This is a genomic window from Noviherbaspirillum saxi (genome assembly GCF_003591035.1).
GTDB classification, from domain to species: domain Bacteria; phylum Pseudomonadota; class Gammaproteobacteria; order Burkholderiales; family Burkholderiaceae_D; genus Noviherbaspirillum; species Noviherbaspirillum saxi.
Genome location: NZ_QYUO01000002.1, coordinates 499,507 through 515,271, shown reverse-complemented (window position 1 = coordinate 515,271; position 15,765 = coordinate 499,507). Strand labels below are relative to the sequence as shown.

Sequence of the window (15,765 nt, the reverse complement as noted above, 5' to 3'; positions counted from 1 at the left end):
TCCATGGGATAAAACAGACTTGCCAAAAAAGCTATACTGGGCAGACACGGGCAAGCGCCATCGCAGAACTGGTCGCTTAAAAATAAAATCGCCCGCCCCAGGGAGCTCAACATGGAATACCTAACGCTATGCCGGCGCTACCTCGCCGCCATTAACGCCCGCAGTTTGCCTGCAGTGCTATCCTTGTTTGCAACGCCGGACACCGTCGTCCGATCGCCGCTGTATGGACAGATGACTGTCGATGCGTACTACCGCATCCTGTTCGCCGATACACGCCGGTCCATCATACGCATTAGGCATGTATTCAAGGCTCTTACCGACACGCCGTCGATCGCCCTGCATTTCAATTACACCTGGATCATGAAAAACGGCCGGACGGTCGAATTCGATGGTGTCGACGTTTTTGAATTGACCGACGATCATTCGAAGTTCACCAGACTGACCATCATTTATGATTCTGCACAGGCAGGTCTTAAGCCGGGGTACACCGGACAGCAAAATCAGCTCGATGTTGAACATGACCAAAGCCGCGGTTTCAATTTTGAGCTGGATTTCCATTAGCAGGCTGTTTTCAGAATGGCCTAGTGCAGACGAACTACAGCGAGCAACGCCGCCCTCATATCGAACATGGCTGGCGTATGGCTATCTCTCGGTGTAAGTCCGGCTTCAGCGGATAATGTCCAACTCCGTGAGGTGCTGCCAGATACTGCGACACCCATTGCTGGTTAACTCCTGAAACAAAACACTGCTCTGTCGCTACGCTACGCATGTGTTACGCTTTATGCGACGCCGTCGGCAACGAATGCATACAGGAAAAACTTTTCGTCTTGCAGACTCTAAGCGCATCGGATACTGTCCTGTTCCTTCGAGCTGATTTTCTATAGTGTCTGACTGCGGAGCCATGTGCACTACAAGCTTGCGCAATCCCAATTCACGAGCGAATCAATCAGGTAAAACAGACGAGAAGCCATTTATTCGCCATGCTCAAAGCCAAATCCAACCTGTTCGTGCTGGCAAACCCGGCCGCCGACCATGACAAAAGCGGCGGACCCGGCTTGCATCTCAAGGACTCGGAATCTATGGGGAAACCCGACACAAATTCACCAACCCGGGACGCCGTTGGCGCCCGTTTGCTGCAAGCCGCATCACGTCGCGTCCTTGTGGTAGACGATAATGAGGATGCGGCGCAATCAACCGCAGAATTGCTGCGCCTGTTCGGGCATGAAGTCTTTATCGCTCATGAAGGTTCGAAAGCATTGGCCGAACGCGCGCGCCTGAAGCCTGATGTAGTATTGCTGGACATCAGCCTTCCCGACATTGACGGTTATGAAGTGGCGCGCCGTATGCGTGGCGACGCCGACCAGCAAGCCATGGTGCTCGTCGCCATGACCGGCTGGGGCAATGAAGAAGACAAACAAAAGGCCAACGACGCGGGATTCGATCAGCATTGGGTCAAACCGGTCAGCATCGACAAGCTCAAAGATATTGGCGCGCTTACGCATCGGCATCCATGAGTCTGCCTGTCCGGACTCCGGCTTCCCGGCTCGATGCTTGAGTGGTTTTCATGCAGTACGGTCCGGCTGGCCGGTTAAATCGGTTGTATTCGGCGATGCAGCGTCGCGCTGGTAAAATCCATTGCACATCCTTGTGCACATCATGCTGAAAATTCCTGTTCCCCGGTTCCGACCATTCTCCTGGCTGGCCACGCATCGCCGCGTGCGCCTGGGCCTTGCCGCTGCCATTATCGTTTTTTCGCTGTATAGCGTATTCGGTTTTCTTGTGCTTCCGTACATCATTCGATCCCAAATCGAGAACGCGGCAAGCGACAAACTGCAACGCACTGCTACGGTTGATGCCGTCAAGGTGAATCCGTTTGCGTGGACCATCGCCATGCAGGGCATGAAATTGATGGCGCAGGATGGCAAGAGCGTATTTGCAAGCATAGAAGACATCCATCTGAACCTGTCTTCCGAGTCCCTGGTGCACCTGGCGCCGGTCATCGAAACACTGCGGGTATCGACTCCCACCGTGCATCTGGCGCGCACCGACGCACACCGTTATAACTTCGACGACATTCTTGAAGCGCTTGCCAGGCAGCCGGCTTCGGAAGAACCTGCCCGGTTTGCGATCAACAACATCCGTATCGAACGCGGCCGCATCGAGTTTGAGGACCGGCCGGCAAAGGCCAAGCATGTCGTCGCCGACTTGCAGCTGGGCGTGCCATTTATTTCATCCTTGCCTTCGCATGTACAGATCCATGTGGAACCGTTGATCAGTGCCACGATCAACAATACCCCCGTGCGCATCGAGGGCAAGGCCCGACCCTTCGCCATTCCGCGCGATGCTGTTATCGACTTGCGCCTGGATGACCTGGACCTGACACGCTTCATCGAATATCTACCGGTCAAACCGAATATCAAGGTACCGAGCGCCAGGTTGCAAGTCAATCTATCCGCCAGTTTCGTGCAACCCGAAGGCAAACCGGCCGCGCTTGTACTAAACGGCAGCACTGTACTCAAGTCGCTACAGATCACGGAACCGGACGGCAAGCCGGTCCTGAAACTGCAGGAGTTGAAAGTGGACCTGCTCGATGCCAGCGTCCTCGGCAATCGGTTCGACATTGCACGCGTCGCGCTGCGGGGCGCGCAAGCGGAAGCGCGACGCGGTCCGGACGGCAAGGCAAGCTGGCAACGCCTGATGCCGGCTGCCGCAGCGTCACCGGCAACCTCGACACGCAAGGCAACGTCCCGGCAGGCGGGAACACAGGTATCGATTGATGAAGTCGATATCCAGGATGTCAGCCTGCGCTACAGCGACGCACAGCCTTCCCGTCCGATGCAGGCCGAAGTCGACAAATTCAACGTGAGTGTACGCAAAGTGAGCATCGACACCGAAAAGAAGCTGGTGTCGGTGGCTGAAGTCAGATCGGACAGTGCAAATGTTCTGATGCGGCTGGACAAAGCGACCAAGGCGGCCGCGACAACACAGACGGCTCAGGCGAATCCGGCGCGAACGCCCGAAGACAAGGCATTGACCATAACGACACCCCGGCCGGAGAAAAATTATGCGGTGACGATAGGCAGGGTCAGGATCGACAATTGGTCGACGCGCCTCGAAGACCGCAATCATGCCGAACCTGCGGTGACCTCCGTTTCACCGCTCGCGCTTTCGCTGCAAGGAATCTCGACCGCAACCGATGCGGCGCCGGCGCAAATCGACGTCAAGGCTGGAGTGAACAAGGGCGGACAGCTCAGCGCCAGCGGGAAGATCGGCTTCATGCCTTTTGTCAGTACGCTTGCGATCGATCTCAAAGCCGTGGATCTGCTGCCGGTTCAGCGCTATGTTACGGATCGGATCAACCTACGTCTGACGCGAGCGAATCTGACGACGAGCGGAAAATTGCAGCTTTCAACCAGGAAGGATGGCGCACTTGCCGGAGGCTATCAGGGCGATGCCACGATCGCCAATCTGGCGACCGTCGACAAGTTGAGCGGAAACGAATTCCTGCGCTGGAAATCGCTGGCCGTCGGCGGCATGGATGTGCAACTCGCTCCATTTTCGTTCAAGGCCAACCAGGTCGCCCTCAACGACTTCTTTGCGCGTGTCATTATCGATCCCAGCGGCCGGATCAATCTGCAGGACATTGTACGCGGCGACGCGGAGGCGCAGCCCAGCCTGACGGTGTCCCGTACCACCAAGCCAGCCGTGTCCGGCACGACGGCCGCCCAAACGGCAGACCAAAAGCCGAAGACAGCTCCGCCGCCGATTGCGATTGGCAAGCTGACGCTGCAGGGGGGCCGGGTACGCTTTACCGACAACTTCATCAGGCCCAATTACACCGCCACACTGTCAAGCCTGGGCGGCACCGTCACGGACCTGTCGTCGAACAATGCCGCGGGCGCCAGGGTTGATCTGCGTGGAGAAGTCAGCAACGCGCCGTTGTCCGTCACCGGCCGCATCAATCCTTTGCGCGGCGACCTGCTGCTGGATATCCAGGCCAATGTGCGCGGCATGGAGTTGGCGCCGCTGTCCGCCTATTCCGGCCGCCACATCGGCTATGGCATAGAGAAAGGCAAACTGTCTTTTGAAGTTGCCTACAAGGTGGAAGCGCGCCAGCTTACCGCGCATAACCGGCTGATCCTGGAACAGCTGACCTTTGGCGACAAGGTCGACAGCCCGTCGGCGACCAAGCTTCCGGTGCAGTTTGCGGTGGCCTTGCTGCGTGATCGCAACGGGGTGATCGACGTCAATCTCCCGATCGGCGGTTCGCTGGACGATCCGCAATTTTCGATCGGTGCAATTCTCGTCAAGGTAATCGGAAACGTGATCCTGAAGGCAGTCACCCAGCCGTTTGCACTGCTGGGCGCGGCATTCGGTGGCGGCGAGCAGCTTTCGGCTATGGATTTCGAGCCCGGCCGTGCCCTTATTTCGGGTAGTGCCGAAGAAAAGCTGAAGTCGCTTGCCAAAGCCTTGAACGAGCGTCCCGGCCTCAAGCTCGATATCGCAGGCCGCGTCGATCCGGACAGCGACACGCCTGCATTGAAAAAGGTTTCCGTCGAGCGCAAGGTACGTTCACTGAAAGCACGCGATCTGGCTACCCGCGGCGAGACCGCGAATCCGGGCTCGGTGGTAGTGCAGCCCGGCGAATACCGCGATTTATTGACACGGGCTTACCGCGACGAAAACTTTGCGAAACCGCGTAATGTGCTCGGCTTGCCGAAAAGCCTGTCCACCGAAGAGATGGAACAGTTGATGATTGCGAATGCCGAAATCGACAATGATGACTTGCTTGCACTTGGAAACCAGCGTGCGCAAGCGGCGAAGAACTGGCTGCAGAAAACCGGGCAGGTTCCGGCCGAACGCATTTTCATCGTTGCGCCCAAAATCGGCGGCGAACGCAAGGGCAGCCGAGCTGATTTTTCCCTCAGGTGAGCCGCCTGAAACATTTTGTAACTTTCCTTACCCGTTTTCTATGGCCATCTGTATGCGGTTGATATGTAATGAAGCCATCAATCCAGGAGAGGCACCATGAACAAATACTTTGGCGTTGCCGGCATGCTTGCAGGCTCCGTCCTGATGTTGTTGTCGACCGCGGCCATCGCGCGCGTCGACGTCGGCATCAACATCGATATACCGGGACCATATGTACAGCCGGTGCCGGTATATGTCGAACCGCGTCCTGTCTATGTACAGCCAAGGCCTGTTTACGTTCAGCCGGCGCCGGTCTATGTACAACCAAGGCCCGTTTACGTTCAGCCGGCGCCGGTCTATGTACAGCCAAGGCCGATCTATGTTCATCCGCAGCCAGTGTTTGTGCAGCCGCGACCGATCATTGTTGAGCAGGGCCACGGATGGCGCCACCGGCATGGTCATGGTCATGGTCATCACCATGGCCGACATCACGACCGGGATCGCGACGGCGTGCCGAATTATGCCGACCGGGATAGGGATGGAGACGGCGTACCCAATCGCTTCGATCATCGCCCCGACAATCGCTATCGTTACTAATCCGCATCAATCGGGTCCTCGTTCCTAATCACCTCCCGCATCGATATCCGGTGCGGGGGTGAGCCTTTCCTTACTCTCACCGCTAGTCTAGTTTTGGTCATTTCGCGGGCGGCTGACATGCCGTCCGAGACTCCTACTTTTTCTCCTGATATGGCCATGCCGCCCGCATCGGCCATATCCATCCTCCATCCTTTTTCCGTACGCAACTCCTGAAGCGAAACCTTACGCACGCAGGAATGATGCCGTGCCCCCGGTCAATTCGGGTCGGTACTGCGCCGGAACAAAGTTACATGCGGTCTACTCATATCGCTGTAGAAGCATGGTAAAACGTCAATATCTGGCAGCCACTGACAGAGGAAGCTTTCATGCGTACTCCGGATCATTTCGATAAAGAGCGGTTCATCAATGGCGTGCTGCAGATCGCGGTCGCCGCTCTGTCCATCTGGCAGGTCCGCCGACAGGTGCAGCGACGCCAAGTGACACAGCAATCTTACGCCGCAACGGCACTGGATAGCCGCCGGATGCGACCGCTGCCCGATCAAGGCGTGCGTCGCGAGCTTGCGCCGCAAGAACTCAAAGCCAAACAACAACAGGAACAAGGCGAACGGCTGCGACACGAGTCCAAGCCAAAAGCCTTGTTCCATATCGCAATCTCGGCCGCCAAGGAGTGGTCGGCCCATCGCGCCGCAAGCAAGGGCGCGGCGCTTGCACTATATACGCTGTTTTCGCTGGCACCCATGCTCCTGCTGGTAGTGACGATCGCCGGGTTCTTCTTTGGAGAAGACACGGTACGTGCGAACCTTGTCGAGCAGTTGTCCGGCTTGATGGGACAGCAAGGCGCCGATGCAGTGAAAACCATATTGGGCGGAGCGCGTCAGGAGTCTGGGGGACTGGTGGCCGGAATGGTATCGATCGTGCTGGTCCTCATCAGCGCGACCAGCGCGTTTTCGGAATTAAAGGATAGCCTTGACGAACTGTGGGAGGTGCCGCCATCCAAGGAATCCGGCATCTGGAGCTTTATCCGCGAACGCATACTTTCCTTCGGCCTGATTCTGGTGCTGGTGCTGATGCTGCTGACGACACTGGCAGTCAGCACGGCGCTGGCGGCGATGGAAGGTATCTGGGGCGGCGGCGACACCGGTGCGGTGCTGAAGGGAATCGCGATGGTCGTCACTCATATCGTATCGTTTGCCGTGGTAACCGCCTTGTTTGCGACGATTTTCAAATACCTGCCAGCCACCAAGATTGCATGGAAGGACGTCTTCGTCGGCGCGGTCATTACCGCGATTTTGTTCATCGTCGGCAAGTTTCTGATCGGGCTTTACGTTGCCAACGCCGACATCAGTTCTTCCTACGGCGCAGCAGGGTCGGTCGTCGTGCTGATCACCTGGATTTATTACTCGGCGCAGATCTTCTTTTACGGGTCGCTGTTCACCCACGAGTATGCAATGAAGATCGGCAGCCGCTCGCAAACTCCTGATGCGACTGCGGCCGCACCGGGAGCCCAGGCGGGAGTGCGGCCGCAACCTGGACTTACTCCTTCGCGGTGACGAAGTAAAAACGTTTCACGTCCTTGACATAGCGCTGGGTTTCGAGGAACGGCGGCACGCCCTTGTATTTGCGGACATTGCCCGGCCCTGAATTGTAGGCAGCCAATACCTGGTCGAAGGTCGCATGGTTCTGCATCAAATACTTGAGGTAAGCGGTGCCGGCGTTGATATTGATTTGCGGATCATACAGATTGTCGTGCTTGCCGACGCCGACGAATCTCGCGGTACCGGGTGTCACCTGCATCAATCCGCGCGCCTGTTTATGTGACATGGCCGATGGGTTGTAATTGGATTCCTTCTGGATCACCGCATGTATCAGGCTGGCCGGCACCCCGTGCCGGTCGGATGCGGACAATACCAGACGGTGATAGGGCTTCTCGTCGCATGAACGGCACACCGCATTGGCCATGATTTCCTGAATCGTCGCGCTATAGTCGGGAATTGCATCCAGCATCGGCGCGTGCCGCGCGCTTCGCTTTTGTCCCGGCCCGTAACGCCTCTGATCGATTCCGAACGTACCCCATTCCGCAAGAATATGCCGCGCGCCGATCGAATGCGGCGTCGGATATGCCGACGCTTCCGGCGCCGCAGGCGCCGATCCGTCAAATGGCAGCATGCCCGCGCATCCGGTAAGCAATCCGCTGAAAGCGACCGCCGCCAGCAAAGGATGGAGGTTTGAATGAAACGCGCGCGCCGGCGCGAAAATCGATTTGGCTCCTGTTCCACCCTGATAGCGTAATTGTTCAGCAGACATGCGTCCTCCCAGTCAAAGCTATGAATGCCGCGGCATGCGACATGGATCTCGACATTGGCTGCGGAAAGCAGGTCGTAAATGACAGGGACGCGAATGACGGGCGAAGGAACGTGATGCTGTTGAATGATCGCGCAGAGAAAAACTGTCCTGGCTGGACAGCATGTCGCTTGCCATTCATTGCATGCAGCCCTGCTGTCATGGGCGAGGCGCCTTTAGACCAGTAGCTTTGCGTCCCCGCTTTTCAGCGGGTTTGCCAATATCGGATGGAACTGTCGCACTCAGGATAGCTTTTTTTGCTTTCCAGGTGGAAATTAAAAATCGCTATTGGACATTGGCAACGGATGCTGTCGCCTTCTAGTCTTGAGGACTGCAGGCGACGCGCAGCGCTGATGCAGCAGGCCCTGAGGCGAAAGCGTGCGCGTCGACATTGCCATATCGGCATGACAAAAAACCATTAAGATGGCTGCCATTGTCCATTTGCAGGAGCAGGAATGTCATACCATAACAACGATAATCCACTCTGGAACGAGGATCTGGCGCGAAGCACCGATGCGCAACGTACCTGGACGGCGACACATTATGCCGCGCTGTGGGTATCGATGACGGTGTCAGTACCGGCTTACATGCTGGCCTCGGGTCTGATGAGTGAAGGGATGAACTAGTGGCAGGCGGTCCTTACCGTCTTTACAGCAAGGCCGGCGGCTTCGGCCCTATGCTGTCAGCGCCTTCGCAATTCGTGGAAGGCGCCTGAACCATGCAGCACTGTATTCTGAAACGGGCGAGTACGCCTACAGCAATGGCTGGAACCTGCGTGCGGTGATTGCGCTCGTACTTGGCGTATTGCCCAATCTTCCCGGCTTTCTCAAGGCTGCCGGATTTATCCCGGCCACACTGCCGGTATTCGAAGTACTCTATACCTATGCATGGTTCGTCGGTCTGGCCATTTCCGCCGTCCTGTATGCGCTACTGATGCCGCGCGCACGCGATTGAAGCCGACCGATATCTCTGCCCACCAAACGGAACCGACATGATCAAAGACCCGCGCTTTCCCAACCTGTACATCCTCAATCATCCACTGATCCAGCACAAGCTCACGCATATGCGCGATCGCGAGACATCGACACGCACATTCCGCGAACTTCTGCGCGAAATCACGCTGCTGATGGGCTATGAAATCACGCGCAACCTGCCGCTGACGACCATCCGCGTCGAGACACCCTTGCAGACAATCGATGCGCCCATCATCGCCGGCAAGAAGCTGGTGGTGGTGCCGGTACTGCGCGCCGGCATCGGCATGAGCGACGGCTTGCTGGAACTGATCCCGAGCGCACGCGTCGGCCACATCGGGGTCTACCGCGACCCGGATACGCACCGGCCGGTCGAATATCTGGTGCGCCTGCCGGATCTTGCGGAACGCACTTTCATCCTGTGCGACCCCATGCTTGCCACCGGCAATTCCGCCGTGCATGCGGTGGACGTGCTGAAGAAACGCCAGGTTACCGGTGAACAGATTGTTTTCATGGCGCTGGTGGCGGCGCCGGAAGGCATCGATGTATTCCAGAAAGCACATCCGGACGTGCAAGTCTATGTCGCTTCGCTGGATTCGCACCTGAACGATCACGCCTACATCGTTCCCGGCCTGGGCGATGCGGGAGACCGGCTGTTCGGCACCAAATAGGCCTCTCGTTTTCAAAACGGAAAGTAGTTTTTTGCAGGCGGCCACTTGCAATTCGTTCATCCTCATTTGCATGCGCATACCGTGCAGCAAGATCAGTCCAGCTCTACAATCGATCCTGTTGACAATTACCCTGCAAAGGCGAATCGATGGCCGAACTGCCGCTCATACCACGTCCTGCCGCAACGCTCATTCTGGCGCGCGATACCCGTAACGGACTGGAAGTATTTTTGATGCAACGCACGCATCAGGCCGCGTTTGTGCCCGGCGGGTATGTGTTTCCCGGTGGCGCGCTCGATGCCGCCGACGCCGCATCCTTTTTTGCACTGCGCGCGGGTGAATTCAACGATCCGCAGGCAAGCCGCATCCTTGGACTCGACGATGGCGGACTGGCCTTCTGGGTCGCTGCGATACGCGAGTGTTTCGAAGAAGCCGGCTTGCTGCTCGCGTATGATGCCGATGGCAATATCGCCGATACCAGCCGGTATGGAGCCCCGGCAGAACTGGATGTCTTACGCACCCGGGTGGCGTCCGGCGAATTTGCGTTCGCGGACATGTGCGAGCACCTGCAACTGCGGCCGGCATTCGACCAGTTGCGTTACTTTGCCCATTGGGTAACACCGGTCGGCGCGCCGCGCCGATTCGACACCCGCTTCTTTGTCGCCATCGCGCCGAATGGACAGACGGGCTCGCATGACAATGCCGAAACCATAGGCCATGCATGGATGCGCCCCGGCGATGCACTTGAACGCCAGCGCGCCGGCGAACTCGACATGATGTTTGCGACCATCCGCACGCTGGAAGAACTGGCGCGCTTCGACGACACCGCGTCATTGATGGCGCATGCCTCAACGCCTCGCACGATCGCTGTCCACCTGCCACGCGTATCGACCGGACCTGCGGGCCGGCGGGTGTTGCTGCCGGCCGATCATGCGTATGCCGAAGTGGGCAAGCTCGATCCGAACGGGCATGGACGTACGTTGAGTCATATCGTTCCCGGCACTGTCACTGTTCTTTCCGAACATCTGCGGCGCGTGACCGCTCCCAATCCGGGCTTCATGACCGGACCCGGCACCAACAGCTATCTGGTCGGCACGCGCGAAGGACTCGCAGTTGTCGATCCGGGACCGGCCGATGCTGCGCACATCGAACAACTGCTCGCGCATGCAGACGCGCCGATACGATGGATTCTCACCACCCATACCCATATCGATCATTCGCCTGGCGCCGCGTTACTCAAGGCCAGAACCGGCGCGCAGGTGCTCGGATTGCCCGCGCCCGCAGCGGGCAATCAGGAGCAGGGTTTCAAGCCCGACATCACGCTGGAACACAACCAACGCGTCGCCATCGGCGGATGCACATTGCGCGTCATTCATACGCCCGGCCATGCATCGAACCACTTGTGCTATTTGCTGGAAGAAGAACGCATTCTGCTGACCGGCGATCACATCATGCAGGGTTCAACTGTTGTGATCAATCCGCCGGACGGCGACATGCGTGCCTATCTGGCATCGCTGCAACAGTTGAAGCAACTGGATGTCGAATACTTCGCGCCCGGCCATGGATTTTTGATGGACAAGCCGCATGCGGTGATTGACCGCATCGTTGCGCACCGTCTGGCGCGTGAACAAAAGATAGTCGATGCGTTGCGACGAGGCAAAGCGGCAAGCATCGAAGAATTGCTGCCCTTCGCTTATGACGACGTGCCACAGCAGCGACATGCGATGGCGGCGCGTTCGCTGCTAGCACATCTGCACAAGCTGGAAGCCGAAGGACGCGCGATGCAATCCGAAAGCCGGTGGAGCCTGCTTTAGAGCCCTCAATAGGAGTCGTAGGCTGACTGGCGCCGCTCAAACAGCGGCCGGTTAGGCGACCGGTCGATCGCCCTGCGGCGCGGATAGGTACCGGCCAGGAAAAAATGCCAGGGATTGCGTCGTTCCTCACTCCGGTCCGCATAACGCCGGTCCCTATGTTCGCTACGCCCTAACGCCAGCCATGTGATTGCGGCAATGCCGCCTGCTATTCCCACCAACAGGCCCTTATTTTTCAATAGACGGGATGTGCGGCCCGTCGTCGGTACCCTTGTGTAGAGATCCATTGCAGCTCCTCCTTGGCATGTCATACTTCAATCGTTGCAGTGCTTATATCCTTATGACCCGGTATCTTTCTTTTTGTTCTTGCTTGCCGGGCGTACATAGCCAATGCCTTGAGCTTGATCCATTTTTAGCCCTTCAGAGAGAGAAGCATGCTATGGAAAAATTCCTGATTCAAAATGAATTCGGTCAAGCCCAGGAATTGCTGGGAGAGGCAATCGTTGTACCAGACTTCGAAGAATTGCAGTTCATCCTGCATGCGTGGCTATACGATAATCGCGGCGGCTGGGCCGTGACCGAACGTTCATCCGGCAAGCGGATCACCAGCGGTCCGCAGGGTACGGAGCATAGGGCGCGCGAGCAACTGGAACGGCAATTGCGCCTGCACGGCAAGGATGCATTGATGCATGTACTGGGCAAAGGACGCTTGTCCAGTTAGGCGCCGCGCAGGAATAAGTTGTGCAATTTGGCGGACGTCGCGGGATGCGCTGCAAGGCGAGAGGAGGAGTCATAGCGAGCTATGGCGACGACGAGCAACGCCGCAGCGCGCCCGCTACGGCCAGCAGAATTGTCCAAGTTATTCCTGCGCGGTGCCTGAGCAAGTTGATGAAGACGGACGATAGCGCAGTTGGTCGGACACAAAGCCGTCGAACGCTTGCAGCAATGGAAGATATTTCCTGCTATCGCTTTCAAGCTGCGCGAGCGCATGACAGCTTGCTTCCAGCGTCGATAACTGATCTGGCGCATGAGCTTTGCGGATGCGATATTGTGTAGGCGGCGCATCGATGAGCGACAGACGCGGTAAGGCCTGCAGCAAGGGATGCATATGCAGAAGCTTGCGGCTCTTGCGCCAAGTCCCATCGAGTACGACAAGTCGCACGTGCCGCGGATCAGCTGGCGCGACCACACTTTTTGCCACTGGCTGCCTCGTAGTGCTTTCCGGATACAGCAGCAAAGGCTGTCTTGCGCACGTTGTCTGTGTAGCGCTGTTTTTCTGGTGCGCGACCAATGGCTGATAAAGCAACGCGTGCAATTCCTGCTCCGAAAACGATTCACCGACGACCAACTTGCTTCCATGCAGGCTGAGATGCAATAGACGCGCGCTGCCCTTGGCCTCGCGGTTTTCCATCGGATGCTGCAGGATCAAGACTTCGACAACCGAACAGGTTGGAACAATCCATCGGCAGATACAAGCTGTCTGCGGACGGAGACAGCTTGAGCAAGATAGTCGGCGGAGGGTGTCCTGCTGCATCATGAGTGACAGAGTTCAATAAAAAATCGCATCAGAGCGGGATGCGCATTGTATGCGATAAGGATCGAAAGATGCGGATGCATTGCCGGCGTGAAAAGGATGCGCACCATCCTGACTTATACATTAAGTGCCTTGCGTCTTTTTTGTGCAAGCATTGCATTGAGGAATTTTATTCTACCCATGGTAGCGCAGAACCTATGCTCTATAAAAGGCATGTAATTTGCAGAAGAATTTCGCGAACCAAATTTTTCTTATCTTCACTAAAGCCTTTGTCCAGACAGATTTTTTAGGAGGTTCATCTTGAATAGTCGATGAAATGCCTCGATATTTCTTGATCCATTCCCTGTGCTTACATGAGTAAGCTTTGCATATTAATCACACATGGTTGTCAAACGTAACTTGACGACCTTTACTCTTTATTGGCTTATGAATTCAAATACGTTTTCCCGCATCTATGATCCGAACCGCTTGCTGGATACGGTGAAAGAGCGCCTTGGCATTGACAACGACAAGGCCTTGTCGCGCAAATTGCTCATCGCAAAACCGGTTATTTCAAACATACGTGCGGGACATGTTCCGCTTGGTGCATCAATGCTGTTAGGAATATCCGAGAGTACCGGCACGAGCGTGGACGAGTTGCGCCGCATCTTAGGAGATCGGCGCGCAACGCTCAGGCTGTCCTTTGTTCGCGCTACTCCAGGCGCTTATCGGTAGGCTTGCAAAGATACCCTCAGGGAAGCGACACGTTTTGATACAAAATCGATCATGAACTTCCAACCTGCTGCGCTTCTAACCACATCCTGCACACGCATGGACAGCATGGGAAATCAATACCATTTATTTCCCTCGCACTAAGTCACTTTAATCAGGATGGAGGAAGTTCATGAACAAGCTTTTGATCGCAATTCTTGTATCGGCATTGGGCACTGGTGTAGCTGTGGCGCAAACCTCATCGACCGGCGGCACTTCCGGTTCGGCCGGCAGCACCGGAACGAGCAGCGCCGCCAGCCCGTCCGGCGCATCGGATGCAAGCGGTACGTCAGGCTCATCCAGCGGAAAAAGCTCGAGCAAGAAAAAAGATAAGGACAAAGATAAAGATGCCGGAACCAGCGGCAGCAGTTCCGATAGCAGCGGATCTTCCCGCAGCGGTACATCGGGTTCTTCAGGCATGAGCAGCGGCGGTTCGTCCGGCACGTCAGGCTCTTCCGGTTCCTCGGGTAAGAGTAGCGGTGGTTCGTCCGGTACTTCGGGTTCCTACGGCACATCGGGCAGTTCGCCCAGCAGTAGCGCACCGTCGGGCATGTCCGGGTCTGACTCTTCACGCGGCTCCGGCTCTTCTGGCGCGGGAACTTCCGGCAGCGGCAGCAAGTAAGAAGTAGTTCGCACCATCTGTTGTGCCGGATCCATGCGTCCGGCACTACAACCTGTCAACGCGCTACCGCAACCCGCGCAGCAGCAAGGTCCCACGCAGCCTGCCCTACTGTCTTGAATATTTATGGAGCGCTTGCGTGTTAACACAGTCTCGCTATGATAGCCGGCATCTCTCGCTGGCGTTCTGTCCACTCCGCATTTGCCGGTGATTACCGACTGCAAGACGATTTAACGCATTGCTCGTGAACCGATCACAGTTGCCGAAACAATGAAATAGTTTTCAAGACATTCTGGATCGCCCCCGCGGTTGCAAACGGCGTACGGTGTGCCACGCTGGTATGCCGCAGCAAGGTCGGCGCGAGCGGAACGATCTTCACGCCGGACACCCTGCTGAGTTCGACCTTTGCGGTATGTTCTAGCGGCAGGATCGCGGTCCCATAGCCTGCGGCAACCAGACTCTTCATCGCTTCCGTAAAATTCAGTTCTATGCGCGCACGCGGGTTGATGCCGGCAGCAGCAAACCACTCCATCGTGATCCGGTACATCTGCGTGGTCGAGTCGTTGAAGATCAGCGGCTTGTCGGCCAGCCATTGCGGCGATATTTTTTTTGGCGCTGTCCAATCCGCAGGCAAATAAGCAACCATGGGATCACTTCGCCAGTGCGTAACAACCAGTTCGCGCGGCGCGGGCAGCGGCGTTGCGACCAGACCAATATCGAGCGTGCCTTGCGCAAGACGTGTCATGGTTTCGGAGGATCCCAGGATGTTGACTTCGACATCGATCTCCGGGAAAGCCCGCTCCATTTCCTTCAACACACGCGGAAGAAGATTCACCACGACGCCTGTTGAAGTACCGAGCCGTACCCTTCCGATGCGCCCTTCGACATGCCGCTTGATCGCGTCAAGCGTATCGTCGGCATCGCGCAACAGACGTCGCGCCCGCTCGACCAGCACAGCTCCGGTTGCCGTAGGCAACACTCTGCGGCCGCCGCGAATCACGATCGAAACGCCGAGCCTGGCTTCCAGTTCGCTGATATGAAGACTGACCGTCGGCTGCGCCAGATGCAGAGCATTGGCCGCAGCTGAAAAGGTGCCGAGGTCGACAATCGTTACGAGGGTACGCAACTGGTCCAGGTTAAGTTCGCGCATCAGAAAAACTGATAAAAGTGATCAGGAATTTCAACTTTACCAATATAGCATCTCTTGCCATGATGAGGCCAGGACAATTGCGAGGTGTGACGATGATGGTCAGATTGCTTAATTTAATGGCTTTGTTGAAGAGGCAGTTATCCGGCCCGTCGACGCGGCATGAGCAGGAATTGCGCGGCATGAGTTCGCAGGAGCTGAATGACCTCGGCATAGGCGCAAGCGAGATTCCTTATTTGCTGCAGACGGCCGATCAGACGCCTGACCATTGTGCGTCGAAACCGAGGGCAGCCGTCAAAGGCCGCACGAGCAGTGGCAAACATTCATGCCCGGGTCAGCATCACACTTTGGGCCTACCCTCTGGGACATAGCAATCCGGCAATCGATCCGTGCACCCGGTTGCGGCAATTTACTCGC

At 56.8% G+C, this 15,765-nt stretch carries 17 protein-coding genes and 1 riboswitch; of the genes, 11 read left to right on the top strand and 6 right to left on the bottom strand.

The window, feature by feature from the left end; translation table 11 throughout:
• The first annotated feature begins 111 nt into the window (after positions 1–111).
• The 5 genes from D3871_RS18215 to D3871_RS18190 all read left to right on the top strand — a co-directional run bounded on the left by D3871_RS18215 (position 112) and on the right by D3871_RS18190 (position 7,058).
• Positions 112–561 (top strand): nuclear transport factor 2 family protein, encoded by a 450-nt coding sequence (locus D3871_RS18215; RefSeq protein WP_119770512.1) that lies wholly within the window; start codon positions 112–114, stop codon positions 559–561.
• Positions 562–980: 419 nt separating this feature from the next.
• Positions 981–1,514 carry a response regulator gene (locus tag D3871_RS18210; protein ID WP_119770511.1) on the top strand — a complete coding sequence of 178 codons (534 nt, stop codon included), beginning with the start codon at positions 981–983 and terminating at the stop codon, positions 1,512–1,514.
• A gap of 142 nt (positions 1,515–1,656) precedes the next feature.
• A complete protein-coding gene (locus tag D3871_RS18205) occupies positions 1,657–4,932 on the top strand; it encodes a DUF748 domain-containing protein (protein WP_147376845.1) in 3,276 nt (1,091 codons plus the stop codon).
• Positions 4,933–5,028: 96 nt separating this feature from the next.
• Positions 5,029–5,508, top strand: coding sequence for a hypothetical protein (locus D3871_RS18200; RefSeq protein WP_119770509.1), 480 nt, complete (start codon positions 5,029–5,031; stop codon positions 5,506–5,508).
• Positions 5,509–5,873: 365 nt separating this feature from the next.
• Positions 5,874–7,058, top strand: a complete 1,185-nt coding sequence (locus tag D3871_RS18190) for a YihY/virulence factor BrkB family protein (RefSeq protein ID WP_233575708.1) — start codon at positions 5,874–5,876, stop codon at positions 7,056–7,058.
• On the opposite strand, the gene D3871_RS18185 is transcribed toward D3871_RS18190, so the two are convergent.
• Entirely contained in the window at positions 7,042–7,812 is a 771-nt protein-coding gene (locus D3871_RS18185; protein WP_119770507.1) for a lytic transglycosylase domain-containing protein, read from the bottom strand. The two genes, D3871_RS18190 and D3871_RS18185, sit on opposite strands and share 17 nt — an antisense overlap.
• 179 nt (positions 7,813–7,991) lie before the next feature.
• Positions 7,992–8,077, bottom strand: a riboswitch (cyclic di-GMP riboswitch).
• 226 nt (positions 8,078–8,303) lie between these two features.
• On the opposite strand from D3871_RS18185, the gene D3871_RS18180 reads away from it, so the two are divergent.
• The 4 genes from D3871_RS18180 (at position 8,304) to D3871_RS18165 (ending at position 11,301) form a co-directional block, all read left to right on the top strand.
• Positions 8,304–8,474 (top strand): cytosine permease, encoded by a 171-nt coding sequence (locus tag D3871_RS18180; protein WP_119770506.1) that lies wholly within the window; start codon positions 8,304–8,306, stop codon positions 8,472–8,474.
• Between the two features lie 70 nt (positions 8,475–8,544).
• Positions 8,545–8,802 (top strand): cytosine permease, encoded by a 258-nt coding sequence (locus tag D3871_RS18175; protein WP_119770505.1) that lies wholly within the window; start codon positions 8,545–8,547, stop codon positions 8,800–8,802.
• 37 nt (positions 8,803–8,839) lie between these two features.
• Positions 8,840–9,490: a uracil phosphoribosyltransferase gene (upp, locus tag D3871_RS18170; protein WP_119770504.1), complete on the top strand. Its 651-nt coding sequence runs from the start codon at positions 8,840–8,842 to the stop codon at positions 9,488–9,490.
• Positions 9,491–9,636: 146 nt separating this feature from the next.
• The gene (locus D3871_RS18165) at positions 9,637–11,301 is read left to right on the top strand and encodes an MBL fold metallo-hydrolase (RefSeq protein WP_119770503.1); all 1,665 of its coding nucleotides are present in this window, start codon (positions 9,637–9,639) and stop codon (positions 11,299–11,301) included.
• A 5-nt stretch (positions 11,302–11,306) separates the two neighbouring features.
• Here the strand turns inward: D3871_RS18165 and D3871_RS18160 are convergent, their stop codons facing one another.
• A complete protein-coding gene (locus D3871_RS18160) occupies positions 11,307–11,585 on the bottom strand; it encodes a hypothetical protein (RefSeq protein WP_119770502.1) in 279 nt (92 codons plus the stop codon).
• A 152-nt stretch (positions 11,586–11,737) separates the two neighbouring features.
• On the opposite strand from D3871_RS18160, the gene D3871_RS18155 reads away from it, so the two are divergent.
• Positions 11,738–12,019: a hypothetical protein gene (locus tag D3871_RS18155; RefSeq protein ID WP_119770501.1), complete on the top strand. Its 282-nt coding sequence runs from the start codon at positions 11,738–11,740 to the stop codon at positions 12,017–12,019.
• Between the two features lie 138 nt (positions 12,020–12,157).
• Here the strand turns inward: D3871_RS18155 and D3871_RS18150 are convergent, their stop codons facing one another.
• A complete protein-coding gene (locus tag D3871_RS18150; RefSeq protein WP_338016864.1) occupies positions 12,158–12,832 on the bottom strand; it encodes a tRNA-uridine aminocarboxypropyltransferase in 675 nt (224 codons plus the stop codon).
• A 381-nt stretch (positions 12,833–13,213) separates the two neighbouring features.
• Here D3871_RS18150 and D3871_RS18145 point away from each other — a divergent pair, with 381 nt between their 5' ends.
• Positions 13,214–13,546, top strand: coding sequence for a hypothetical protein (locus D3871_RS18145; protein ID WP_233575707.1), 333 nt, complete (start codon positions 13,214–13,216; stop codon positions 13,544–13,546).
• A gap of 147 nt (positions 13,547–13,693) precedes the next feature.
• Here D3871_RS18145 and D3871_RS18140 read toward each other — a convergent pair whose 3' ends face one another.
• The 3 genes from D3871_RS18140 to D3871_RS18135 all read right to left on the bottom strand — a co-directional run bounded on the left by D3871_RS18140 (position 13,694) and on the right by D3871_RS18135 (position 15,351).
• Positions 13,694–14,026 carry a hypothetical protein gene (locus D3871_RS18140; protein ID WP_119770499.1) on the bottom strand — a complete coding sequence of 111 codons (333 nt, stop codon included), beginning with the start codon at positions 14,024–14,026 and terminating at the stop codon, positions 13,694–13,696.
• 60 nt (positions 14,027–14,086) lie between these two features.
• Complete coding sequence (locus D3871_RS30300) at positions 14,087–14,239, bottom strand: hypothetical protein (protein ID WP_158597974.1); 153 nt, start codon at positions 14,237–14,239, stop codon at positions 14,087–14,089.
• A 215-nt stretch (positions 14,240–14,454) separates the two neighbouring features.
• A complete protein-coding gene (locus tag D3871_RS18135) occupies positions 14,455–15,351 on the bottom strand; it encodes a LysR family transcriptional regulator (RefSeq protein ID WP_119770498.1) in 897 nt (298 codons plus the stop codon).
• Between the last annotated feature and the right edge of the window lie 414 nt (positions 15,352–15,765).